This is a genomic window from Methylophaga sp. UBA678 (assembly GCF_002299105.1).
GTDB classification, from domain to species: domain Bacteria; phylum Pseudomonadota; class Gammaproteobacteria; order Nitrosococcales; family Methylophagaceae; genus Methylophaga; species Methylophaga marina.
The window spans coordinates 37,396-61,157 of record NZ_DBNG01000009.1 but is presented as its reverse complement, the minus strand read 5'-3'; the positions used below and the strand labels follow the sequence as shown (position 1 = coordinate 61,157).

At 44.5% G+C, this 23,762-nt stretch carries 26 protein-coding genes; 17 read left to right on the top strand and 9 right to left on the bottom strand.

Features of this window, described 5'->3' with window-relative positions; genetic code table 11:
• The first annotated feature begins 109 nt into the window (after positions 1-109).
• The 12 genes from B3014_RS04890 to rluB all read left to right on the top strand — a co-directional run bounded on the left by B3014_RS04890 (position 110) and on the right by rluB (position 12,632).
• Positions 110-664: a thioredoxin family protein gene (locus B3014_RS04890; protein WP_286305764.1), complete on the top strand. Its 555-nt coding sequence runs from the start codon at positions 110-112 to the stop codon at positions 662-664.
• A gap of 26 nt (positions 665-690) precedes the next feature.
• The gene (tkt, locus tag B3014_RS04885) at positions 691-2,679 is read left to right on the top strand and encodes a transketolase (RefSeq protein ID WP_286305763.1); all 1,989 of its coding nucleotides are present in this window, start codon (positions 691-693) and stop codon (positions 2,677-2,679) included.
• A gap of 153 nt (positions 2,680-2,832) precedes the next feature.
• Positions 2,833-3,831, top strand: a complete 999-nt coding sequence (gene gap, locus B3014_RS04880; protein ID WP_289243734.1) for a type I glyceraldehyde-3-phosphate dehydrogenase — start codon at positions 2,833-2,835, stop codon at positions 3,829-3,831.
• A gap of 131 nt (positions 3,832-3,962) precedes the next feature.
• A complete protein-coding gene (locus B3014_RS04875; RefSeq protein WP_286305761.1) occupies positions 3,963-5,150 on the top strand; it encodes a phosphoglycerate kinase in 1,188 nt (395 codons plus the stop codon).
• 11 nt (positions 5,151-5,161) lie between these two features.
• Positions 5,162-6,616, top strand: coding sequence for a pyruvate kinase (pyk, locus tag B3014_RS04870; protein ID WP_289243735.1), 1,455 nt, complete (start codon positions 5,162-5,164; stop codon positions 6,614-6,616).
• A 38-nt stretch (positions 6,617-6,654) separates the two neighbouring features.
• Positions 6,655-7,698 (top strand): class II fructose-bisphosphate aldolase, encoded by a 1,044-nt coding sequence (fba, locus tag B3014_RS04865; RefSeq protein ID WP_289243736.1) that lies wholly within the window; start codon positions 6,655-6,657, stop codon positions 7,696-7,698.
• 145 nt (positions 7,699-7,843) lie between these two features.
• Positions 7,844-8,218 (top strand): fluoride efflux transporter CrcB, encoded by a 375-nt coding sequence (gene crcB, locus B3014_RS04860; protein WP_289243737.1) that lies wholly within the window; start codon positions 7,844-7,846, stop codon positions 8,216-8,218.
• On the top strand, positions 8,215-8,517 hold the full coding sequence (locus B3014_RS04855) for a DUF190 domain-containing protein (RefSeq protein ID WP_289243738.1): 303 nt from the start codon (positions 8,215-8,217) through the stop codon (positions 8,515-8,517). Before crcB ends, B3014_RS04855 begins: the two co-directional genes overlap by 4 nt.
• Positions 8,518-8,521: 4 nt before the next feature.
• Entirely contained in the window at positions 8,522-9,793 is a 1,272-nt protein-coding gene (gene serS, locus B3014_RS04850) for a serine--tRNA ligase (RefSeq protein WP_289243739.1), read from the top strand.
• Positions 9,786-10,463, top strand: a complete 678-nt coding sequence (locus B3014_RS04845) for a site-2 protease family protein (RefSeq protein ID WP_286305755.1) — start codon at positions 9,786-9,788, stop codon at positions 10,461-10,463. The genes serS and B3014_RS04845 overlap by 8 nt, the downstream gene beginning before the upstream one ends.
• Before the next feature lie 31 nt (positions 10,464-10,494).
• Positions 10,495-11,712 (top strand): tryptophan--tRNA ligase, encoded by a 1,218-nt coding sequence (locus tag B3014_RS04840; protein WP_286305754.1) that lies wholly within the window; start codon positions 10,495-10,497, stop codon positions 11,710-11,712.
• Between the two features lie 20 nt (positions 11,713-11,732).
• Positions 11,733-12,632 carry a 23S rRNA pseudouridine(2605) synthase RluB gene (rluB, locus tag B3014_RS04835; RefSeq protein ID WP_286305753.1) on the top strand — a complete coding sequence of 300 codons (900 nt, stop codon included), beginning with the start codon at positions 11,733-11,735 and terminating at the stop codon, positions 12,630-12,632.
• 15 nt (positions 12,633-12,647) lie between these two features.
• On the opposite strand, the gene B3014_RS04830 is transcribed toward rluB, so the two are convergent.
• The 8 genes from B3014_RS04830 to ispB form a co-directional block, all read right to left on the bottom strand.
• Positions 12,648-13,565 (bottom strand): GGDEF domain-containing protein, encoded by a 918-nt coding sequence (locus B3014_RS04830; RefSeq protein WP_289243740.1) that lies wholly within the window; start codon positions 13,563-13,565, stop codon positions 12,648-12,650.
• A gap of 113 nt (positions 13,566-13,678) precedes the next feature.
• Positions 13,679-14,386: an SDR family NAD(P)-dependent oxidoreductase gene (locus tag B3014_RS04825; protein WP_289243741.1), complete on the bottom strand. Its 708-nt coding sequence runs from the start codon at positions 14,384-14,386 to the stop codon at positions 13,679-13,681.
• A gap of 6 nt (positions 14,387-14,392) precedes the next feature.
• A complete protein-coding gene (locus B3014_RS04820; RefSeq protein ID WP_289243742.1) occupies positions 14,393-14,752 on the bottom strand; it encodes a hypothetical protein in 360 nt (119 codons plus the stop codon).
• A gap of 57 nt (positions 14,753-14,809) precedes the next feature.
• Positions 14,810-16,084, bottom strand: coding sequence for a hydroxysqualene dehydroxylase HpnE (hpnE, locus tag B3014_RS04815; protein ID WP_289243743.1), 1,275 nt, complete (start codon positions 16,082-16,084; stop codon positions 14,810-14,812).
• Complete coding sequence (gene hpnD / locus B3014_RS04810; protein WP_289243744.1) at positions 16,081-16,929, bottom strand: presqualene diphosphate synthase HpnD; 849 nt, start codon at positions 16,927-16,929, stop codon at positions 16,081-16,083. Before hpnD ends, hpnE begins: the two co-directional genes overlap by 4 nt.
• Positions 16,926-17,042 (bottom strand): ferredoxin, encoded by a 117-nt coding sequence (locus tag B3014_RS15035; RefSeq protein WP_339608336.1) that lies wholly within the window; start codon positions 17,040-17,042, stop codon positions 16,926-16,928. Before B3014_RS15035 ends, hpnD begins: the two co-directional genes overlap by 4 nt.
• Positions 17,043-17,279: 237 nt before the next feature.
• Positions 17,280-18,365, bottom strand: coding sequence for an HD domain-containing phosphohydrolase (locus B3014_RS04800; protein WP_289243745.1), 1,086 nt, complete (start codon positions 18,363-18,365; stop codon positions 17,280-17,282).
• Between the two features lie 80 nt (positions 18,366-18,445).
• Positions 18,446-19,414 (bottom strand): octaprenyl diphosphate synthase, encoded by a 969-nt coding sequence (ispB, locus tag B3014_RS04795; RefSeq protein WP_286305745.1) that lies wholly within the window; start codon positions 19,412-19,414, stop codon positions 18,446-18,448.
• A gap of 168 nt (positions 19,415-19,582) precedes the next feature.
• On the opposite strand from ispB, the gene rplU reads away from it, so the two are divergent.
• The 4 genes from rplU to proB all read left to right on the top strand — a co-directional run bounded on the left by rplU (position 19,583) and on the right by proB (position 22,497).
• Positions 19,583-19,894: a 50S ribosomal protein L21 gene (rplU, locus tag B3014_RS04790; protein ID WP_007144452.1), complete on the top strand. Its 312-nt coding sequence runs from the start codon at positions 19,583-19,585 to the stop codon at positions 19,892-19,894.
• Between the two features lie 23 nt (positions 19,895-19,917).
• A complete protein-coding gene (gene rpmA, locus B3014_RS04785; protein WP_007144453.1) occupies positions 19,918-20,175 on the top strand; it encodes a 50S ribosomal protein L27 in 258 nt (85 codons plus the stop codon).
• A gap of 120 nt (positions 20,176-20,295) precedes the next feature.
• The gene (gene cgtA / locus B3014_RS04780; RefSeq protein ID WP_286305744.1) at positions 20,296-21,360 is read left to right on the top strand and encodes an Obg family GTPase CgtA; all 1,065 of its coding nucleotides are present in this window, start codon (positions 20,296-20,298) and stop codon (positions 21,358-21,360) included.
• Between the two features lie 6 nt (positions 21,361-21,366).
• Positions 21,367-22,497 carry a glutamate 5-kinase gene (gene proB / locus B3014_RS04775; RefSeq protein WP_286305743.1) on the top strand — a complete coding sequence of 377 codons (1,131 nt, stop codon included), beginning with the start codon at positions 21,367-21,369 and terminating at the stop codon, positions 22,495-22,497.
• A gap of 75 nt (positions 22,498-22,572) precedes the next feature.
• Here proB and rpsT read toward each other — a convergent pair whose 3' ends face one another.
• Entirely contained in the window at positions 22,573-22,833 is a 261-nt protein-coding gene (gene rpsT / locus B3014_RS04770; RefSeq protein WP_091712336.1) for a 30S ribosomal protein S20, read from the bottom strand.
• 133 nt (positions 22,834-22,966) lie between these two features.
• Between rpsT and B3014_RS04765 the strand changes: the two genes are divergently transcribed.
• The gene (locus tag B3014_RS04765; protein WP_289243746.1) at positions 22,967-23,746 is read left to right on the top strand and encodes an exodeoxyribonuclease III; all 780 of its coding nucleotides are present in this window, start codon (positions 22,967-22,969) and stop codon (positions 23,744-23,746) included.
• The last annotated feature ends 16 nt before the right edge of the window (positions 23,747-23,762 follow it).

Genomic DNA, 23,762 nt, shown 5'->3' with positions numbered 1-23,762 from the left:
GCTTCATTTCGCATTATGTAAATTGTCTGGTAATATGCAGAACTCCAAAAGAGTTTCATGCGTCGTTTTTCATCTTAAACGACATAAAGTATAACTGTAGTGAGCGTTTATGGCTTTAGAGACACCAGTCTGTGAATTTGGTTTGCCTGCTGTGGATTTTTCTCTGCCAGGAACAGACGGTAAAATCTGGACATTAGAAGACTGTCGTGGTGAAAATGGATTGTTAGTTATGTTCATTTGTAACCATTGTCCTTATGTAAAAGCGGTAATAGATAGATTGGTACGTGATACGAATGAGTTGAAAGCATTAGGTATCAATTCTGTCGCGATTATGTCTAATGATGTGAACGAGTACCCTGAAGACGCGTTCGACAATATGAAACAGCTTGCGATACAGCAAGCGTTCTCATTTCCATATCTGTACGACGAAACACAACAGGTTGCCCAGGCTTATGGTGCAGTCTGCACACCCGATTTTTTTGGTTATAACAGTGATTTGCAACTACAATATCGCGGTCGTTTGGATGCCAGTAGAAAAGAAGCCGCAGCATCTGATGTCAGACGAGATTTGTTTGAAGCAATGAAACAAGTGGCAGAAACAGGCCACGGCCCAGAAAATCAAATACCTAGTATGGGTTGCTCGATCAAATGGCGGGCAGCTTAATTTTTTTTAATAGGAGAATGTAGATAATGGCTACACGTAGACATTTAGCTAATGCAATCCGTGCGCTCAGCATGGATGCAGTACAAAAGGCAAACTCGGGTCACCCCGGTGCGCCTATGGGTATGGCAGATATTGCCGAAGTGTTATGGAATGACCATTTAAAACACAACCCAAATAACCCAAATTGGGCTGATCGTGACCGTTTCATCCTATCTAATGGTCACGGTTCAATGTTGATTTATTCATTGTTGCATTTGTCAGGTTATGACTTGCCAATGGATTCACTCAAAACATTCCGTCAATTACATTCACAATGTGCGGGTCACCCAGAGTATGGTTATGCACCAGGTGTTGAAACAACAACAGGTCCATTAGGTCAAGGTATCACCAACGGTGTTGGTTTTGCGATGGCTGAAAAACTGATGGCTGATCAATTCAACAAGCCAGGTCATGACATCGTTAACCACCACACTTATGTCTTCATGGGCGATGGTTGTTTAATGGAAGGTGTTTCTCATGAAGCATGTGCTCTTGCTGGTACATGGGGTCTGGGTAATCTGATCGCATTCTGGGATGACAACAACATCTCTATCGACGGTCACATTGATGGCTGGTACACAGATGACACTGTTAAACGTTTCGAAGCTTACGGCTGGCACGTTCAATCAGTAGATGGTCACGACTCTGATGCAATCAATGCAGCTATTGAAGCAGCGAAAAAAGTCACTGACAAACCTTCACTGATCTGCTGTAAAACCATCATCGGTTTCGGTTCACCAAACAAATCAGCTAGCCATGATTGCCATGGTGCGGCATTAGGTGAAGAAGAAGTTGCATTAACTCGTAAAGAGTTAGGTTGGGACTACGAACCTTTTGTTATTCCTGAAGACGTTTATGCGGGTTGGGATGCGAAAGCGAAAGGTGATGCTGCGGAAGCTGAATGGAACAAAAAATTCGACGCTTATGCTGCTGAATACCCAGAATTAGCTGCTGAATTTAAACGCCGCATGGCAGGTGAATTACCCGCTGACTGGAAACAATTCACAGATAAAATGATCGCTGATTTCAACGATAAAGCAGAAAGCGTTGCTTCACGTAAAGCATCACAAAACGTTATCACTGCTTTAGCACCTGAATTACCAGAATTTATCGGTGGTTCTGCTGACTTAACAGGTTCTAATCTGACAAGCTGTTCAAGCTTCAAACATGTTTCTGGTAAAGAGTCAGGTAACTACATTTCATACGGTGTTCGTGAGTTTGGTATGTATGCCATCATGAATGGTATGGCACTGCACGGTGGTTTACTGCCTTACGGTGGTACGTTCCACATGTTCTCTGACTATGCTAAGTCTGCACTGCGTATGGCGGCATTGATGAAACAACGCACAATCGCTATCTTAACTCATGACTCTATTGGTCAGGGTGAAGACGGTCCTACTCACCAACCAATCGAAAACACAGCGGGTCTGCGTTACATTCCTAACATGGATGTATGGCGTCCTTCTGATGAAACTGAAGTGGCTGTTGCTTGGGTTGCTGCGGTTGAACGTAAAGATGGTCCTTCAAGCTTAGTATTAAGCCGTCAAGGTATTCCTGGTCGTAAACACGACACAGCTGACTTTGAAGGTATCCGTAAAGGTGCTTATGTTCTGTCTGAAGCAGAAGGCGGCGCAGCGGATGTCATCATTATCGCGACAGGTTCTGAAGTTGACTTAGCGGTTAAAGCACAAGAAGAACTGAAAGCTGACGGTGTGAAAGCACGCGTTGTTTCTATGCCTTCTACTAACGTGTTTGATCGTCAAGACCAAGCTTACAAAGACAGCGTATTAACACCAGGTGTTAAACGTGTATCTGTTGAAGCGGGTGTGACTGACTTCTGGCGCAAGTATGTTGGCCTGGAAGGTGGTGTTGTTGGTATCGACACATTTGGTGAATCTGCGCCAGGTGGTGTGTTGATGAAACACTTCGGCTTCACCGTTGAAAATGTCGTTAAGACAGTTAAATCAGTACTGTAATTATTACTGGTTTAGAAATGAAGTAAAGAGATTGAACCAGTGGGCATCTGCTCACTGGTTTTTCTCTCTCTAAAGCTCGAAAGTCTAATAAGTGAAATTTCAAACTGAGATTTCAGTTCTTAGACAGACGGATATAGTGATAGGGGACTAAGCATGACGATTAGAGTCGGTATAAACGGTTTTGGCCGTATTGGTCGCATGGCGTTTCGTGCAGCCATCAAAGATTTTACAGATATTGAAGTGGTCGCTATCAATGATTTGTTAGATCCAGAGTATCTGGCCTACATGCTCAAATATGATTCTGTACATGGTCGCTTCCATGGTGAAGTCGAAGTCAGAGACGGCAACCTGGTGGTCAATGGTAAAACTATTCGCATTACTGCCGAACGTAACCCAGCAGACTTAAAATGGGATGAAGTCGGCGCTGATCTAATCATCGAATGTACAGGTTTTTTCCTGACTGAAGAAAGTTGTCAGGCACATATTGAGGCGGGTGCTAAAAAAGTGGTGCAGTCTGCGCCATCAAAAGATCACACACCGATGTTTGTTTTCGGGGTTAATCACAAAGATTATGACGGTCAGTCAATTGTGTCTGCCGCATCCTGTACAACCAATGCCCTAGCGCCTGTTGCCAAAGTATTACACGATAACTTTGGTATTAAGCGCGGCTTGATGACCACCGTCCACGCGGCGACAGCGACTCAAAAAACAGTCGATGGCCCATCAATGAAAGATTGGCGTGGTGGTCGTGGCATTTTAGAAAATATCATCCCATCATCAACTGGTGCTGCGAAAGCGGTCGGTAAAGTTCTACCTGATTTGAATGGCAAATTAACGGGTATGGCTTTCCGTGTGCCCACGTCGGATGTCTCTGTTGTGGATTTGACGGTTGAACTGGAAAAAGACGCAAGCTACGACGATATCTGCACAGCGATGAAAGCAGCCTCAGACGCTGAATTAAAAGATGTACTCGGTTATACAGATGAAAGCGTAGTATCAACAGACTTCCGTGGTCATACTGCGCCTTCTAACTTTGATGCGGGTGCGGGTATCGCACTGGACAAGACCTTCGTAAAAGTGGTTGCATGGTATGACAATGAATATGGTTATACTTGCAATATGATGCGTCTTGTTCAATACGTCGGTCGTTAATTCATTCTTTTTCCAATAAAAAAACGAAGGCTTTCTGAATCCAGAAAGCCTTTTTTTATGGTCAAACTGTTCTAGAACGTTATACTTTGTGATGAAAGTCACAATTTTAATTATTCACGAGGAAAATCATCATGTCTGTAATCAAGATGGCTGATCTGGATTTGGCGGGTAAGCGTGTACTGATTCGCCAGGATCTCAATGTGCCACTGAAAAAAGGTGTGGTTGCTGATGGCACCCGAATTCATGCTTCATTGCCTACTATCGAAATGGCATTAAAAGCAGGTGCAAAAGTCATGATCATGTCACACCTTGGCAGACCCACTGAAGGTGAATACGAACATCAATACTCATTGGCGCCGGTAGCCAATTATTTATCTGCTTTATTAGATCGCCCGGTGCGACTTGAACAAAACTGGTTGGAACCCGAGTTCATTCCTGTTGAAGCGGGTGAAGTCGTACTTTGCGAAAATGTGCGATTTAATAAGGGTGAAAAGGCGAATGATGAAGCTTTATCTCGTCGCATGGCGAAGTTATGTGATGTGTTTGTGATGGACGCGTTTGGCACCGCCCATCGTGCTCAGGCTTCGACTCATGGTGTGGCGAAGTATGCGCCCATTGCTTGTGCTGGTCCACTACTGGCAACAGAATTGGAGGCACTGGCTAAGGCATTAGATAATCCAGCAAGACCACTTGTCGCCATTGTGGGTGGCTCAAAAGTATCAACAAAATTAACCGTTCTAGAATCATTATCAAAAAAAGTGGATCAGCTTATCGTCGGCGGCGGGATCGCCAACACCTTTATTGCTGCCGAAGGTTATCAAGTGGGTAATTCACTTTATGAAGAAGATTTGATTGATACCTGTAAAAAATTACGCGCAGAAGCCCAAAATCGAGGCGGGGATATTCCGGTCCCTGTTGATGTCGTATGTGGAAAGCACTTTGCTGAGAATGCAGAAGCGGAAACCAAAAAAGTGGCTGATATTGTGGCTGATGACATGATTTTTGATATTGGTCCAAAATCTGCCGCTGCTTTAACAGAAATTTTAAAAAATGCCGGTACCATTGTTTGGAACGGTCCTGTGGGTGTATTTGAATTTAATCAGTTTGGTGAAGGTACAAAAGAAGTCGCGATGGCCATCGCTGAGTCTGATGCATTTTCTATTGCTGGTGGTGGTGATACATTAGCGGCAGTGTCTAAATATAAAATTTGTGACGATATTTCTTATATTTCAACCGGTGGCGGTGCATTTCTAGAGTTTCTTGAAGGCAAGAAGTTACCTGCTGTTGATATTCTGGAGCAGCGCGCCGCACAATCATAAAGGAGTTTCATGTGACGGCCATAAGACGAACAAAAATTGTTGCGACTTTAGGGCCGGCCACACAAAGCCCTCAAGTACTGGATGCGATGATCGCAGCCGGAATGAATGTGGTCAGGCTCAACTTTTCTCATGGTGAGTCTGACACACATCTTGCACTTGCTGAGCTTGTCAGAGAACGTGCCCGTTTGCAGAATAAACAAGTCGGTATTCTGGCTGATCTGCAGGGGCCTAAAATTCGTATTTCTCGATTCAAGCAAGGTTCGGTAGTACTGGAGGAGGGAGCACCTTTCATTCTGGATGCCCAGCTTGGCAAAGAGGATGGAAACGAACAACAAGTCGGTATCGACTACAAAGCGCTACCACGAGACGTCAAAGCGAAAGATACCTTGCTGTTAGATGACGGTAGAATCGTGTTACGAGTGGATACGGTCGATGCACATAAAATTCATACAACAGTGAGTTTTGGTGGCGTTCTCTCCAATAACAAGGGTATCAATCGTCTTGGTGGCGGCCTTTCTGCAAAAGCCTTAACAGATAAAGATAAACAAGACATAAAGACTGCTGCCAGTATGCAGGCGGATTACCTTGCCGTGTCTTTCCCTCGCTCAGCTGATGATATTCATCAGGCCAGACAATTGTTACGTGATGCAGGCGGCTATGGTGCCATCGTGGCAAAAATCGAACGTGCCGAAGCCGTTGAGGCGATTGACGAAATTATTGCGGCGACGGATGCGATTATGGTGGCGCGCGGTGATCTGGGGGTGGAGATGGGCGATGCCGCATTACCGCCTATTCAGAAACGTATCATCGGTCTGGCTCGTAAGAAAAACTGCCTGACCATCACTGCCACACAAATGATGGAATCCATGATCACCAATCCGATTCCGACCAGGGCAGAAGTCTTTGATGTGGCTAATGCCGTACTGGATGGCACGGATGCCGTGATGCTATCCGGAGAAACCGCTGTAGGCAAAAACCCGATCAAAACCATAGCAGCGGTTGACCGTGTCTGTCTTCAAGCTGAGCTGGAGCGTGAGATACGGGTATCACGACACCGGATAGACTCACATTTTGAACGCATGGATGAAGCCATCGCGATGGCTGCGATGTATACTGCAAATCATCTTGATGTCAAAGCGATCGCAGCGTTGACAGACTCAGGAGCGACCACATTATGGATGTCCAGAATTAGTTCAGGCATCCCCATCTTTGCCCTGACGCCTCACGAAAAAACGGCACGAAAAGTCACCTTATATCGAGGTGTATATCCGTTGGAATTTGATGTAGAACATCACGACCATGCACGGATGAATAAAGAGATGATTGATGAACTTGTGCGCCGGGGTGTCGTTGCTGAGGGGGATATTGTCATCATAACCAAAGGTGATCTTGAAATTCAGGGCAGCACCAATGCCATGAAAATTGTCAGGGTGGGAGATATGGCTGAACCCAGACAGATAGACTAAGCTCACCTCAAAATAAACTTTTCTTTACAGGAGGCTTTATGGCCCTGATTACGTTGCGACAATTATTAGACTATGCAGCTGAACATGATTTTGCTGTTCCCGCATTTAATGTCAGTAATATGGAGCAAGTACATGCCATCATGCAAGCGGCTGACAAGGTAGACAGTCCGGTGATCATGCAAGCCAGTGCTGGCGCCAGAAAATACGCCGGTGAGCCATTTTTACGTCACTTGGTACTCGCAGCAGTCGAAGCCTATCCTCATATTCCTATCGTTCTGCATCAGGATCATGGTGCCAGCCCGGATATTTGTATTCGCTCGATTCAGTCAGGTTTTACCTCTGTGATGATGGATGGCTCTTTACGTGAGGATATGAAAACGCCTTCAGACTTTGAATACAACAGTCAGGTGACAAAAACGGTGGCCGATATTGCCCACGCTTGTGGTGTGTCTGTTGAGGGTGAATTGGGCTGTCTGGGCTCGCTGGAAACAGGCATGATGGGCGAAGAAGATGGTCATGGTGCTGATTCAGCCTTAGACCACAGTCAATTACTGACGGATCCTGAAGAGGCAGTGGAATTCGTCAAAATCACTCAGGTAGATGCTTTAGCTGTGGCTATTGGCACCAGTCATGGTGCTTATAAATTTACACAACCACCGACAGGCGATGTACTGGCCATTAGCCACTTAAAAACATTGCAACAAAAACTACCTGATACGCATTTTGTGATGCATGGTTCAAGCTCTGTGCCGCAAGATTGGCTCAAAATCATTAATACACACGGTGGTGATATTGGCCAAACTTATGGTGTACCAGTGGAAGAAATTGTTGAAGGTATTCAATACGGCGTGCGTAAGGTGAATATTGACACCGATTTGCGTATGGCATCAACGGGATCCATTCGTCAGTTTCTCACTGATGAACACAATAAAGCTGAATTTGATCCAAGAAAATTCTTTAAAGCAGCTACTCAAGCTATGCAAACAATTTGTGAAGCGCGCTATCAGGCGTTTGGCAGCGCAGGTCATGCTGGCAAAATTGTGCCTGTTTCCTTAGGCAAAATGGTTGAGAGATACGGCTAATGCTTGATAACAGTTTGTTTGTCAGTGATTTGCATTCGCTATGACTGGCATATGATTGAATGCTATTTTCCTCATTAAACAATCAGTTGCGAGCCTTAGGCCAGAATACGGTAAACTACCTGTTTTTGGGTAGGGAATGTCGTTCGTGCATCAAATAATTGCTATTGCCGCAGGTGGTGCAGTGGGTGCCGTACTGAGGTTTGTTGTTTCCAATGGTGTCTATCGTATTTTAGGCCGGGACTTTCCATATGGCACGTTGGCTGTTAATGTGCTCGGTTCTCTACTGATGGGGTTTCTCTTCATTATCTTTATCGAGAGAGAGTTAGGCATGACGGAATGGCGTTCTGCCATTTTAATTGGGTTACTTGGTGCTTTTACAACGTTTTCGACATTTTCAATGGAAACCATGGCTCTGCTTGAAGCCGGTGATGTGACCAAGGCGATGCTGAATATACTTCTAAGCGTTTTACTCTGCCTGATGGCGACATGGGTAGGATTGAGCTTGGGGAGACAGTTATGAGTCGGATAGATGTCACGATGGTGCGAGTGTACCTGGCTGAAGGACGCGATCATGGTGATAGCGTTATAAAGTTATTGGAAAGCTCCGATATTAAAGGTTTTACCGTGTTTCGCGGGATTGCTGGATTGGGTGCTGAACATCAATTGCATAAAGCGTCGTTATTGGATTTATCATCCGAGTTACCCTTAGTGGTCGAGTTTTTTGATTCCCCACAAAAAGTAGAAAAAATTATCACACAGCTAGAAAGTATGGTTAAGCCAGATCATATTGTGAGCTGGACGGCACAATCTGGAAAATAAAAGAATGTTAGATCCTAAGTTATTAAGAAATGAAACTGAACAGGTGGCTGAGCAATTAGCCCGTCGAGGCTTTGATTTAGATGTTGCCCTGTTAGCAAAACTCGAAGAAGAACGAAAACAGGCCCAACTTGAAGCTCAGGAGTTACAAACTGAACGAAACAGTCGTTCTAAAAATATTGGTAAAGCCAAGGCCGCGGGTGAAGATATCTCGCCATTACTTAAAGAGATTGAAGATTTAGGTGATCGCCATAAAGCGGCTGAATCACGATTGAATGAAGTATTGGCGCAGTTAGAACAGATCGCCATGGGAATACCTAATATTCCACAAGCTGATGTGCCTGCCGGTCAAGATGAGAGTGAAAATCAGGAAGTCTTGCGTTGGGGAGAGCCACGACAGTTTGATTTTGAACCAAAAGATCATGTTGATCTGGGTGCAATTTTAGGCATGGACTTTGATACCGCAGCAAAAATCAGTGCTGCCCGTTTTGTGACTTTATCAGGGCCTTTAGCTAAGTTACAACGTGCTTTAACGCAATTTATGCTGGATTTACATAGTGAGCAGCATGGTTACACTGAAACCTATGTGCCTTACTTGGTCAATGCAGACTCTTTAAGAGGAACGGGGCAGTTACCTAAATTTGAAGAAGATCTGTTCAAAGTGAATGATGGTGAATTTTATCTTATTCCCACAGCTGAAGTGCCTGTCACTAATATTGTTCGTGACAGCATTTCTGAAGATGCTTCTCTACCATTGAAATTTGTTGCTCACACACCCTGTTTCAGAAGTGAGGCCGGTTCATACGGTCGTGATGTGCGCGGGTTAATTCGTCAGCATCAGTTTGAAAAAGTCGAACTAGTACAAATTGTTCGCCCAGAGGATTCTGCTGCTGCACATGAAGAATTAACTGCACATGCTGAGAAAGTATTGCAGCTATTAGATTTACCTTATCGCAAGGTGAATCTGTGCACAGGTGACTTAGGGTTTTCTTCAACAAAAACTTATGATCTGGAAGTCTGGTTGCCAAGTCAGCAAACGTACAGAGAGATTTCATCTTGTAGTAATTTTGGTGATTTCCAGGCACGTCGTTTACAAGCCCGCTGGCGCAACCCTGCGACAGGTAAACCTGAGTTGGTTCACACCTTAAATGGTTCAGGTCTGGCCGTTGGTCGAACTCTGCTGGCGTTGATGGAAAATCATCAACAAGCGGATGGTTCTGTCCTCATTCCTGAGGCATTACGTTACTATATGGGCGGTCAGGACAGTATTCGTGTTTGAGTTTAGTCTGGTCCAGAAAATCATTATCTGGGCGATACCTGTGTTATTTGCCATCACGGTTCATGAAGTTGCACATGGCTGGGTAGCACTAAAATTAGGTGACAGAACAGCACAAATGTTGGGAAGGCTCACACTCAACCCATTCAAACATATTGATCCTATCGGTACGGTGCTGGTTCCCGGCTTATTATTGCTGCTCGGTGGCTTTGTGTTTGGCTGGGCAAAACCCGTACCGGTGAGCTATCAGAATCTGCATCAGCCCAAACGCGATATGGCTTGGGTGGCTGCAGCAGGTCCCGCTGCTAATTTTATTATGGCGGTGATATGGGCCATCGTTGCCAAGTTAGGATTAATGTTAATCCATGCTGACATCAGTTTGGGGCAGCCAATGATGTTTATGGGCGTGGCAGGCGTATTAATCAATACAATGTTAATGATGCTTAATTTACTGCCTATTCCACCCCTCGATGGTAGCCGTGTGTTATCGAGTTGGTTACCAGGGCCGGTGGCTTATAAATTCAGCAGAATAGAACCTTATGGTTTCTTTATTTTGTTGGGACTACTTTATTTCGGTATTTTAAGTTTGATTTTATGGCCATTGGTCAGTGCAATGCTCAATTTGCTGGTGATGGTGTTTGGTTTACCAGCGCAAATATTCAGTATTTTATAGTTAGCTAATTAAGGCTTATCAGGAGAACATTTTGGATACGGTTGCAATACAGTCCCGTCGCATTGTTTCAGGCATGCGTCCCACAGGACAACTGCATTTAGGGCACTATCATGGCGTTCTGAAAAACTGGATTAAATTACAGCACGAATTTGACTGCTTTTTCTTTGTTGCAGACTGGCATGCGCTGACAACACATTATGAAGACAGCAGCATTATCGAAAATAGTGTCTGGGAAATGGTGATCGACTGGTTAGCCGCTGGCATTGAGCCATCAACAGCATCGCTTTTTTTACAGTCAAAAGTCCCCGAGCATGCGGAATTACACTTGTTATTGTCGATGATGACGCCACTGTCATGGTTGGAACGTGTTCCGACCTATAAGGATCAACAAGAAAAGTTGAAAGAAAAAGATCTATCAACATATGGTTTCTTAGGCTATCCCTTATTACAAAGTGCTGACATTCTCATTTATCGTGCAGGACAAGTACCTGTCGGTGAAGATCAGGTAGCCCATGTTGAGTTAACACGTGAAGTCGCTCGTCGTTTTAATCATCTTTATGGTCGTGAAAAAGATTTTGAAGAAAAAGCAGAAGCTGCGATCAAAAAAATGGGTAAGAAAAACGCAAAGTTGTACAATAACTTGCGTAAGTCTTATCAAGAACAGGGTGACGCGGACGCACTTGCTACGGCTAGAGAGTTGCTTAAAAATCAGCAAAACCTAGCTCTGGGTGATATGGAACGTTTGTTTGGCTATCTGGAAGGGGCAGGTAAAGTGATCTTGCCAGAACCAAAAGCATTATTAACACCGGCATCCAAAATGCCGGGATTGGATGGACAGAAAATGTCCAAGTCCTATGGTAATACGATTTCGCTGCGCGAGCCTGATGATAGTCTTGCCGAGAAAATTAAACGTATGCCAACGGATACCAATCGTGTCCGTCGAACTGATCCCGGTGAACCTGAGCGCTGTCCTGTATGGCAGCTGCATGAGGTTTACGCTTCAGAAGATCAAAAACAATGGGTACAAGAAGGTTGTCGCAGTGCAAGTATCGGGTGTCTGGACTGTAAAGGTCCACTGATTGATGCTGTGAGTGCCGAACTGAGACCCATCCGTGAACGGGCGTTGGATTTAAGTCAACACCCAGAGGATGTCCGCCGTATTATTGATGATGGTAATGCTGCTGCCCGTGAAGTGGCGCAGGAAACCTTGGCGGAAGTCCGTTCATCAATGGGTTTAAATTATAAATAAAAGGTTGCTGACGCGGTTTTATGGCTGAACGTATTCAAAAAGTATTAGCAAGAGCGGGTTATGGCTCTCGTCGACAGGTTGAAACCTGGATTAAGGAAGGGCGCGTCACTCGAAATGGTGAGCTTGCAAGTTTAGGTGATCAGATTAGTGAAGGTGATCGTTTAAAACTCGATAATAAACCGCTTTCGCCGAAACGCTTGTGGCAAGAGCCTGCTAAGCAGGTCATTCTTTATAACAAGCCTGTTGGTGAAGTATGCACGCGTAAGGACCCTGAAGGTCGCCGTACGATCTTTCAGTCGCTGCCTATTCCGGAGCAGGGTCGTTGGGTGAGTGTTGGGCGACTCGATTTAAATACCAGCGGCCTAATTATTCTGACCACTGATGGTGAGCTGGCGAATCGTTTGATGCATCCTTCCCATGAAATGGATCGTGAGTATGCGGTACGTGTCTTGGGTGAAGTCACATCAGACATGATGCAGGCGCTGCGTGACGGCGTTATGCTTGAGGACGGTGAAGCTAAGTTTGCTGATATTCAGGAGTCTGGTGGCGAAGGTGCCAATAAGTGGTATCACGTGGTTATTCAGGAAGGTCGTAACCGTGAAGTGCGTCGTTTATGGGAAAGCCAAGGGGTACAAGTCAGTCGTCTGATGCGGGTGCGTTATGGACCTATCATTATTCCTAATAACCTGCGTATGGGGCACTGGACTAAGCTTGAAGGCTCAGATTTAGATTATCTCTATGAGCAAGCAGGGATGAAGCCTGTTAGCAAAGCCACCTCTGGACGTAAACAGCCGGCGGCAAAGCAAGAACGAGCTAAAAAAACGCGCCCGAGAAAAGAGTTTAGTACAAATAAAGCTGAACAAAAGCGTGATGCGGAAGAGGCTGCTCCAAAGAGAAGACCACGTATCAGAGGACATTAGTCAGTTTATAGTTACTTACGGTTGTCTGGCGCATACGGTCACATTTTTGCCCGTGTGTTTGGCTTCATAGAGGGCCATATCAGCGCGCTCAAACAAGTGGTAGCCCTCTTCATTCGTCTGGAGCTGGGCTACACCTAAACTCACTGTAAAGCTAAAGCTGTTTTTTCCATCATGTGACAGTATTTGAGAGACAGATTCACGTACTCTCTCTGCCACAATTTCTGCATCATGAATATTGGTTTCAGGCAGCAATAAAACAAACTCTTCGCCACCAAATCTGAATGCCATATCACTGCTACGGAGTGAATGATTAATCATATCAGCGAGTATTTTTAGTGCCTTGTCACCAGATGAGTGGCCAAATTGATCATTGATAGATTTGAAATTATCGATATCGATGACGATAAGTGACAGAGGCGTATCATGGCGTTTTGTTCTTTCTACTTCTCGTTGTAAGTTCTTCTCATAGGCTGCACGATTTCCTAAGTTTGTCAGATCATCTAACAATGCTGCAGCTAACGCTTTTTTATAAAGCAGACAGTTTTTGAGAGGGTGAACCAACAAGCTGAGTAAGTCTTCCAGGAAATGGATGTCAGCATCAGAAAACTTTTTACGCTGAGTGAAGGTGATGTCGCCCAGATAATCACCATTCATTTCAAGCTTGTAGTGGCAACGATGATGAAATTTCTGTGCGGAATCAATCTGCACTTTCATGCTACTGTTTTGATAATGGAAACTGCACTCAGGGAAAACGGCATCAACTTCGCGTTGAAATAATCCAAGCATATCTTCAAGGATAAGACTGGTTTGCAGTATATAAGGCAACTGTTGATGAACTTGTTCTGCTGTCTTAGTCTGCGAGATATCTTGTTTTGGTTTTAAGCCTTCAACAAGGCTTAGTCTTTGTTGATTTGTTGTTGATACGTGTTCCATGGGAGCACATCCTTATTCAAGTTATGACTATAACCTGCTATAAGTGTGCCAACAACTATTAGTGCAATTAAATCAGCATGTTACGTTGTTGATGTCGAAACTTTGACGCTAAGCTAACCGGCGTGTTCCACTTCTGTCATGAGTTTGGATAAGTATAAACCGACAATATCATCCGGTGATTTCAAGCCTTCAGGATTGCGTGCTGGATAAGCCCGTGCAAATAAGCTCGTTCTCACTTCACCAGGATCAATGGTGCTGACGCTGACTTTTCCTTCAGCTTCAAGCTCGTCCTGCAGTTGAGCCGCAAAGGCTTCTATCGCAGCCTTACTGATACCGTAAGCGCCCCAGTAAGCAGTATGCTTGTGAATATCTGTAGTGAAAATAAGCTGGCTATTTTGCTGCTTGAGCAGAGGAAGACAAGCCTGGGTAAGTAAATAGACAGCTGTCAGGTTGATATGCAGGGTTTCAGCCCATGTTTTGGCATCTTGATTGATAACCGGCGCTAACTGTCCCAAGGTAGCGGCGCAGTGCACTAATGCATCTAATCTGCCAAAGTTATCAGAGATAGTTTTGGCTAACTGTTTATAGTCATCCACTGTTGCTCCCTTGAGATCAAGAGGGTAGATGGCTGGAGTGATACCTGTTTGTTCTACAATCTCATCATAAACACTCTCAAGTTGTGGAACCTGTTTGTCCAGTAGGATGACTGTAGCACCTGCGTTTGCGCAGGCTTTTGCTACTGAGGCACCGATGCCTTGAGCGGCACCGGTGATAAGAATAATTTGCTGAGCCAATTGGCCATCCTCAGTATGTAATTGCATTAAGATTTATTCAGCTGGTACGAATTGGCTGAATTGTGCAACATCGTTGTGGAATTGTACTGCCGTAATACCGTCTTTTTTATGCCATTCAAGGTGATCAACCGTCAATGAGTCGATTTTGTGTGTCTGGGTAACATCGGGTTCACCCCATTTTGCAATGGCTTCTTCTTTGGTCATACCAGCAATGGTGTCAGTTTCATCAGTCACTGTACCGGCTGTGTCCGTTGTATCATCACTGCTCATTTCAGCAGATGAAGGGGTAGAGGCATCGTTAGATTCTGTTTGGGCGGTGTTGTCATCGCTGCAAGCAACGATAAATGTACCTAAAAATAACGCAATTAAAAGTAATTTTATCTGTTTCAGCATAGCATTCCCTTATTGTTATAAATATTGAGCCATAAAGTATAGCAAGTGATTAATCGCTTAGCGAACCGTGTTGATTGTCATTATCAATTCGGCGGCTTTCTCACCATTAATCACCGCACCTTCTAGTGTAGCAGGATACAGGTTATGAATAATATCACCGGCTAAATACAATCCATTTACTGAGGATTGTGTATGTGGCCGATCTGAGCTGACATCAACGTAACTGCTGAAGGTAGCTCGTTTTTCACGGATAATATAACCATCAATCAATGCTGAGGTAATGACTAAGTCAGCTTGGCAAAGTTCATCGTGTAAGCGATCGATAAGCTCATCATTCGTTGACTCAAGATGCTTGCCTGGCCCACTGATGACAATTGCAAGTAGACCATTACCCCGATCAAATACCCATTGCCCTAAAGTGCCGCTTAAACCCAATAGTGGACGGGACAGTTTTGTGTCAGGCGTATATTGCAAATAGACGGTAATAATTGGGTAAAAGCTTGGTTGAGGGGATGACCAATATTTACCCATCAGACGTTGTGTCGTGTGAGATCCTGTCGCGACAATAATATTGTCAGCTTTTAGGTGCATATCATCGGCTGTGACAACACCCATCGCTTTATTCTCTTCTATCAGAATGGATTTGATACGTTTTTGTAAAGAAATTTCTCCGCCTTTTTGCTGAATATAGCGTTCAGCATAGGCAGGTAAACTGTCTCCAAGAGGGACTTTGGGAATGAGAAAGTCAGCATATTCACGTTTTTTGAAGGTGTCTAATAAAACGTTAGCAAAAAGATGAGTAGATGCTTCTGAAACAGGTGTGTTCATGGTCGCGAGACATAGTGGTTCCCATAATTGCTTAATGAGTCGCTCGCTTTGTTTTTCTTTTTTTAGCCAGGTTAAGACAGGAATATCGTCTAGTTTCTTTTGCAAACGAGCCTTAAACATAAGCCGAGATAGTTGCACAAAAACAGGAAAGCCATTGAGTTGCCAAGTTTTTATTATGAGTGAGAGTGGCCAGGGGAGATACCGGGTATCAGTCAAGGTTAAATCAGCAAAATAAGGGTGGCGTATTGATACATTTAAAGGAAGGCGTTGAAACAATTCAGATTCTTCGGCACCTATGTCCTGCAATAATTTTAAAGTCTGCTGATAGGCACCAATCAGCAGGTGCTGGCCGTTATCAATGGTTTGCTCATTCCAGGAAACATTGCGCGCGCGCCCTCCCAACTGCTTTGCCGACTCGATTAGATGGACCGACTCACCTCGTTCAAGTAAACGCACAGCAGCAGCAAGTCCACTCCAGCCGCCGCCAACAATTATGGTGGTCATTGTTGATGTTTTTTTTCTGCTCTGGATGTACGCCAGGCTAACCAGAGTTTTTTTAAAGGCGTTAAAGAGACGCGCTGTTTCATCACGCGAAACTGGTCTTTTTCTATTTCATCAAGTGTCGCTTCATAGATAGCAGACATAATGAGTCCGGTGCGCTGAGCGTAACGATCTTCAGGAGGTAACAAGCCTTTTGCTTCTTGATAAACAGTACGGGCACGATCCGTTTCAAAGGCCAGAAGAGCGGTTAGTTCTGGTGTTTGCTTAAGTGCCAGGATGTCATCTGCTTTAACACCAAATTGGTCCATATCCTCTTGAGGTAAATAGATACGGCCACGCTCAGCATCTTCACGAACATCACGAATAATATTGGTTAACTGAAAAGCCAACCCCAGTTTTTCTGCATATTTAAGCGTCTGGCGGTGTTGGTAACCAAAAATCTCTGCAGCAAGCAACCCAACAACACTGGCAACACGATGACAATACAACGCAAGATGTTTAAATGCCTCATATCTGTGTTGGTATAAGTCCATTTCCATGCCATCAATAATTTCAAGGAAATATTCTTGATGCAGCTCGAAATGCTGTAGTGCTTCTTCTAAGGCTTTACCAACTGGATGTGTGGCTGTTTTGTTGAATATATTCTCTACTTCCGTTCGCCACCAAGCTAAGGTTTGTGCCGCGACTTCTGGATCCGCTATTTCATCAACAGCATCATCGACCTCTCGACAAAAAGCGTATAACGCAGTGATGGCCTGGCGTCGTTGTGGCGGTAAGAACATAAAGCTGTAATAAAAGCTTGAGCCACTTTTTGCTGCTTTGTCGCGGCAGTATTGATCCGGCGTCATTTAACTAGGCGTTCCACAATCGTGTCGTTTAGCAAGTGGGACTCAATGATTTCATCAATATCTGCTTCAGTTTCAAAGTGATACCAAGTCCCTTCAGGATAGATAACTAACATGGGCCCCAGCTTGCATCGATTTAGACATCCTGCATTATTCACCCGGACTTTCTTTATTTTTAGTTCTTTCACACGTTGTTTTGCGTAATCACGAAGCGACTGTGAACCATGCTCTCCGCAATTAGCACTGCCATCGTCTCGCTGATGAGTACAGAAGAATAAGTGATATTTATATATTTGAGCCATAGTTAGTAAGGATAGCGAACCTTTCAGCAACTAAAAAGCATTTAAGTGAAATTAAGCCATATCGGATGTTTCTGCGACATGATCAGGGAAGCGGGCACGGTAATGAAGGACTTGTTCGATGATGGTAAGAAAGTGTGTCACTAACTCTGGATCAAAATGTCGACCTTTTTGTTCAATGAGATAATCGACGGCTTTTTCAATTGGCCAGGCTTTCTTGTATGGACGCTCAGACGTCAACGCATCAAAAACATCCGATATGGAACAGATGCGGCCTTCAATAGGAATATCCTTGCCTTTTAAACCCTGTGGGTAACCTGAACCGTCCCATTTTTCATGATGAGTCAGTGCAATATTGCTGGCCAGTTTGAGTAGCGGCACATTCGTATCAGCTAATAGATCAGCCCCAATCCTGACGTGTGTTTTCATCACTTCCCACTCGTCAGCATCTAACTTTCCAGGTTTAAGGAGAATATGGTCAGGAATACCGATTTTTCCAATATCATGCATTGGTGCCGCAGTCAGTATATCGGCGGCAAAACTCTCATCTAAACCTGCTGCAAGCGCTAGCATTTGCGCAAAATGGCTCATACGCAATATGTGATTGCCGGTTTCATTGTCTTTATATTCTGCAGCCCGACCTAAGCGTTTAATAATTTCAAGACGACTTTGTTCTAGCTGTTGTGTCCTGTGTCTGACCTGTTGTTCAAGTGTTTCATTCTGCGTCTTTACCTGTTTGTGTAACAAGCGGACTTCCAGCATGTTTCTGATACGTTGGATCACTTCAGTTTGATCAAAGGGTTTGGTGATGAAATCTTTGGCACCGGAACAGAGCGATTTTTTTCTGATTTCCTGAGTAAGTTCTGCAGTAATAACGAGAACTGGCAGGTAATCGTTCTGAATCGCTGTTTGTAGTGTTTGCATTACCTGAAAACCATCCATATCCGGCATGCGAATATCCAGTAGGATGAGATCGATTTCGTATTCAAAATAACGCTGTTCTACTTCCGCGCCTCGTGTCGTAGAAAAAAGAGAAGTGAAACCAGCCTGATGCAGCATCTTCTCCAGTAATTTAATGTTGACGAGCTGGTCATCAACAATAAGAATTCTGGCATTTAAAATGTCACTGTTTGAGATCATATGCTGCTAATACCTCTAGCTATGCGAGCGGGATGGATTATGGTCTGCTCTTGTTAGCATATCGATGACATTAAATGCATTTAGTAATCGCGCTGTACTGAAAAGTCAGCTAACGATAATAGTGCTTGTTTATATTCACTATCTACAAGCAGGTCGAGTGAATCTTTAGCTTGCTTAACTTCCTGTTCTGCTGCCTTCGCTGTGTAGTCAATGGCGCCGGTTTCTTGAATGATCTGGATGATTTCAGTGATTCTATCCCGTTGCCCATTTTCTATCGCTTCTCGAATAATGGCTGCTTGCTCTGCATTGCCATGCTGCATGGCGTATATCAGTGGTAAAGTGGGTTTGCCTTCTGCAAGATCATCGCCGATATTTTTACCAATAGTCTCGCTGGATTGGCTGTAATCCAGTAAGTCATCCACTAATTGGAAGGCGCTGCCCAAGTGCATGGCGTAATTGGCCATTGCGGTTTCAATATGGGGCTCAGAGCCAGAGATGACTGCACCTAACTGACCAGCAGCCTCGAATAATTTCGCGGTTTTATGATGGATAACCTCAAGATACCGTGCCTCGGTAGTATCTGCATCGTGACAATTTAGTAGCTGTAGTACCTCGCCTTCAGCAATGACATTCGTCGTATGAGAGAGAATTTGCATCAATCGCATTGATTCAATTTCGACCATCATTTCAAACGACCGAGTGTAGAGAAAATCACCGACCAATACACTGGCTTCATTTCCCCACAGAGAGTTCGCTGTCTCCTGGCCGCGACGCATATCAGAATTATCCACGACGTCATCATGTAATAAGGTGGCGGTATGAATGAATTCGATAATGGTGGCAAGATTAATGTGTTGGCTACCTTCATAGCCACATGCCCTGGCGGATAATATAGCGATGGCGGGGCGAAGCCTTTTGCCGCCACTATTGATAATATAAAAGCCAAGTTGGTTAATGAGGGCAACATCTGACTGTAAGCGTTGTTGGATCAACTCGTCTACAGCTTTCATGTCATCTTGAATTAAAGAATAGATGGATTGGATATCCACGGAACCGTAATCTGCCTATAATGTGTAATTTAAACGCGTACTTTCTCATGAGCGAGAATACTGCGCAAATATTTCAATATGAATTTGATCTCCTTGAAGAAAGGAGATACAATTGCCGGTCTTTTGTGGGGTAACCCGCATTAACACTATTATACTTTGGAGACAGCGATGTACGCTATTGTCGCGACTGGCGGTAAACAATACCGAGTTAAAGAGGGCGAAAAGCTCCGCATTGAAAAATTGACTGCTGAAGCCGGTGATACGGTTGAGCTTGATAAAGTTCTGTTAGTTGGCGAAGGTGAAGACATCAAAGTTGGTGCGCCTTACCTGGACGGTGCAAAAGTGACTGCAAAAGTGGCAGCTAACGGCCGTGGCGATAAAGTGAAAATCGTCAAATTCAAACGTCGTAAGCACCATCAAAAACAGATGGGTCACCGTCAAGCATATACTGAAATCGAAATCACAGGCATCTCAGCCTAAGAATCGGAAAAGAGGTTTAAGAAATGGCTCATAAGAAAGCTGGTGGTAGTACTCGTAACGGACGTGATTCAGAGTCTAAACGCCTTGGTGTAAAACGCTACGGTGGTGAATTAGTGTCTGGTGGTAACATTTTAGTACGTCAGCGTGGTACGCGTTACCATGCAGGTCGTAACGTAGGTATCGGTAAAGACCATACTTTATTTGCAACAGCTGAAGGTAAAGTATTATTTGAGACCAAAGGTCCTCAAAACCGTACTTTCGTCAGTGTTGTTGCTGACTAAGAATATTTGTTAGCCCGTATGGGGCAAACAGCACAAAGCCCCGCTGATGCGGGGTTTTTTGTTTCTGGCATATACGTTTTATGACCAGAAAGAACATAAGATTAAGGTCGGGAAGCGACAATGAAATTTGTGGATGAAGCGAAAATTAAAATCAGTGCCGGTGGCGGTGGTAACGGCTGTTTGAGTTTTCGCCGTGAGAAATTCATTCCTTTTGGCGGTCCTGACGGTGGTGATGGCGGCGATGGTGGTGATGTCTACCTATTGGCAGATTCTCAGGTCAACACGCTGATTGATTTTCGTTATCAACGTAACTTTAGAGCGCAGCGTGGTGAGCATGGTCGTGGTCGTCTGTGTAGTGGTGCACGCGGTGAAGACTTGGTTATCAAAGTGCCTATTGGTACTGAAGCTTGGGATGATGATACCGATGAACTCATTGGCGACTTAACTAAGGACGGTGATAAGTTACTCGTCGCAAAAGGTGGTTGGCATGGTCTGGGTAATGCGCGCTATAAATCCAGTATTAACCGAGCCCCACGTCAAACCAGTGATGGTACTCCCGGGGAAGAACGTACATTGCGGCTGGAGATGAAGCTGCTCGCTGATGTCGGACTGTTGGGATTACCCAATGCGGGTAAATCAACCTTTATTAGTCAGGTGTCAGCTGCGCAACCTAAAGTCGCAAACTATCCTTTCACCACACTTTATCCGAATTTAGGTGTGGTTACCTTAAAAGACGTGCGCAGTTTTGTGATTGCCGATATTCCTGGCTTGGTCGAAGGTGCGGCAGAAGGCGCGGGTTTGGGGATTCAGTTTCTGAAACACTTAACGCGCACACGTTTACTTTTACATCTTGTTGATATGGCGCCAGTTGATGTGAAACAGGATCCGGTAGAAAGTGTACAGATTATTAATCGTGAACTGGAAAACTACAGTGAAGCTTTAGGTAGTCAGGACCAGTGGTTGGTTCTGAATAAAATGGACCTAGTCCCAGAAGATATTCGCGAAGATTTATGTCAAGAAGTGCTGGACCGACTGCAATGGAAAGGTAAAGTGTTCTACATTAGTGGTCAGAGTGGTGAAGGGTGTGATGCCCTCGTCAACGATGTCATGAATTATCTGGAAGAGTCTCGTGCCAGTGAAAAAGACAAAAGTGCAGATAGTTCACAGGATGATGTTCAGGAATAAACTTCAGTGACAGAGCCGCATCAGCAATTATTGAACACTAAGCGCTGGGTTATCAAAATTGGCAGTGCTTTATTGACCCGTATTGGTGAAGGTTTGGATACGGATCGTATCCGTTGGTTAAGCGCGGAAATAGCCGAATTGCGTCGCCAAGGTAAAGAAGTCGTGCTAGTCACATCTGGCTCTGTGGCTGCAGGCATGCAGAAGTTGGGCTGGAAAAGACGTCCACATGAAATTCATCGTCTGCAAGCGGCTGCCAGTGTTGGTCAGATGGAGTTGGTCAACGCCTATGCCACAGAATGTGGCAAGCACGGTATCCATACGGCCCAAATCTTACTGACTCACTCTGACTTATCAGATCGTGGTCGCCATCTTAATGCACGAAGTGCACTGCAAACGCTGCTCGAACTCGATATTCTGCCCGTGGTGAATGAGAACGATACCATTGCCACAGAAGAAATCCGCTTCGGAGATAACGATACCTTAGCTGCTATGACGGCCAATCTTGTTGAAGCCGATGTATTAGTTATTTTGACAGATCAAGATGGCTTGTTTGATTCTGACCCCCGCACAAATCCGAATGCTCGCATGATTGCCGCATCAGCTGCCAGCAATGCGGCACTTGATCAAATGGCCGGTGATAGCAAAGGTGAGCTCGGTCGCGGTGGTATGACCACTAAACTATTAGCTGCACGTCGTGCAGCACGTTCAGGTGCTTACACCGTTATCTTATCCGGTAAACATCCTGACAATCTTCGCCATCTGGCCGCGGGAAACGGCGTAGGCACATTACTGTGGCCTGACAATAAACCGATTACAGCGCGCCAACAGTGGTTGGTGGGACACTTAATTGCTAAAGGGCAATTGGTACTCGATGATGGTGCTGTGGCTGTGTTAAGAGAGCAGGGAAGAAGCTTGTTACCGGTTGGCGTAACCCATGTGGAAGGCCAGTTTACCCGCGGTGAACTGGTGATTTGTCGTGATGTGAATGGTAAAGAAATCGCCAGAGGCTTAGCCAATTATAATGCTGACGAAGCGCGTCTGATTAAAGGCAAACCCAGCACTGAAATTGAATCTATTCTGGGCTATGTTGGCGAACCAGAATTAATTCACCGTGATAATCTGGTATTAACCAGCTAATCAATAAAAAAACAAAATTGCAGACATAAAAAAACCGACGTAAAGTCGGTTTTTTTATAAAGTCGAAACTTTAAATTACATTGCGCGAACAGCGTTGTTCAAGCGGCTTTTACCACGAGCAGCAGTATTCTTGTGAATAATGCCTTTACCCGCCATACGATCTAATGCAGGCGCTGCAACTTTGAAAGCAGCAACAGCTTGTTCTTTATCACCAGCTGCGATTGCTTTTCTCAGTGCTTTAATCGTTGTACGCATCGCTGAACGTTGGCTGGCGTTACGCTGACGGTGTACTTCTGCTTGACGCGCGCGTTTTCTTGCTTGTGCCGAATTTGCCAAAGTGCTTCTCCTAAAAATTCATTTATCTGTAGCTAAACCTAGCTATCTGTATTTACAGATGAGCCCGACATTATCCGGATTTTAATCTGATTTGTAAATGGTATTATGTGATTATTTTTCAATAGGATGACCCATGCGCATAATCACAGCCAATGTGAACGGTATTCGAGCCGCCGCCCGTAAAGGTTTTTTTGACTGGTTGCCTAAACAAAACGCAGATGTTGTATGTATTCAGGAAACCAAAGCCCAAGTTCATCAACTCGAAGATGATATTTTCAGGCCGCAAGGATATCACTGTTATTACCATGATGCTGAAAAAAAGGGCTACAGCGGTGTGGCATTGTATTGCAAAGCAGAGCCCGATGAAGTCATTGTTGGTATGGGCAATGAGGAGTTTGATGCAGAAGGTCGTTATATCGAAGCGCGTTTTGGTAATTTGAGCGTCATTTCACTGTATATGCCCTCAGGATCATCAAAAGAAGAGCGTCAATTGGTTAAGTATCGCTGCATGGATTTTTTCGAAATAAAAATGCAGGAAATGAAAGATTCCGGTCGCGATGTCTTAATCTGCGGCGATTGGAATATTGCACATAAAAATGAAGATATTCGTAACTGGAAAGGCAATTTGAAAAATTCAGGCTTCCTGCCTGAAGAACGAGCCTGGCTAGACAAGTTGTTTGATGACATGGGCTTTATTGATGCCTTCCGTGAGTTACCTCAGGAAGAACACCAATATACTTGGTGGTCAAACCGTGGTCAGGCCAGAGCGAACAACGTCGGATGGCGCATTGATTACCATATCTTAACGCCAAGTATGAAAGGCAAAGTTAAAGCAACTGAAATCTATCGAGACGAGTCATTTTCAGATCATGCACCACTTATTATTGATTACGACTACGAGCTGGCAGAATAAAAACGAACTTTATCGC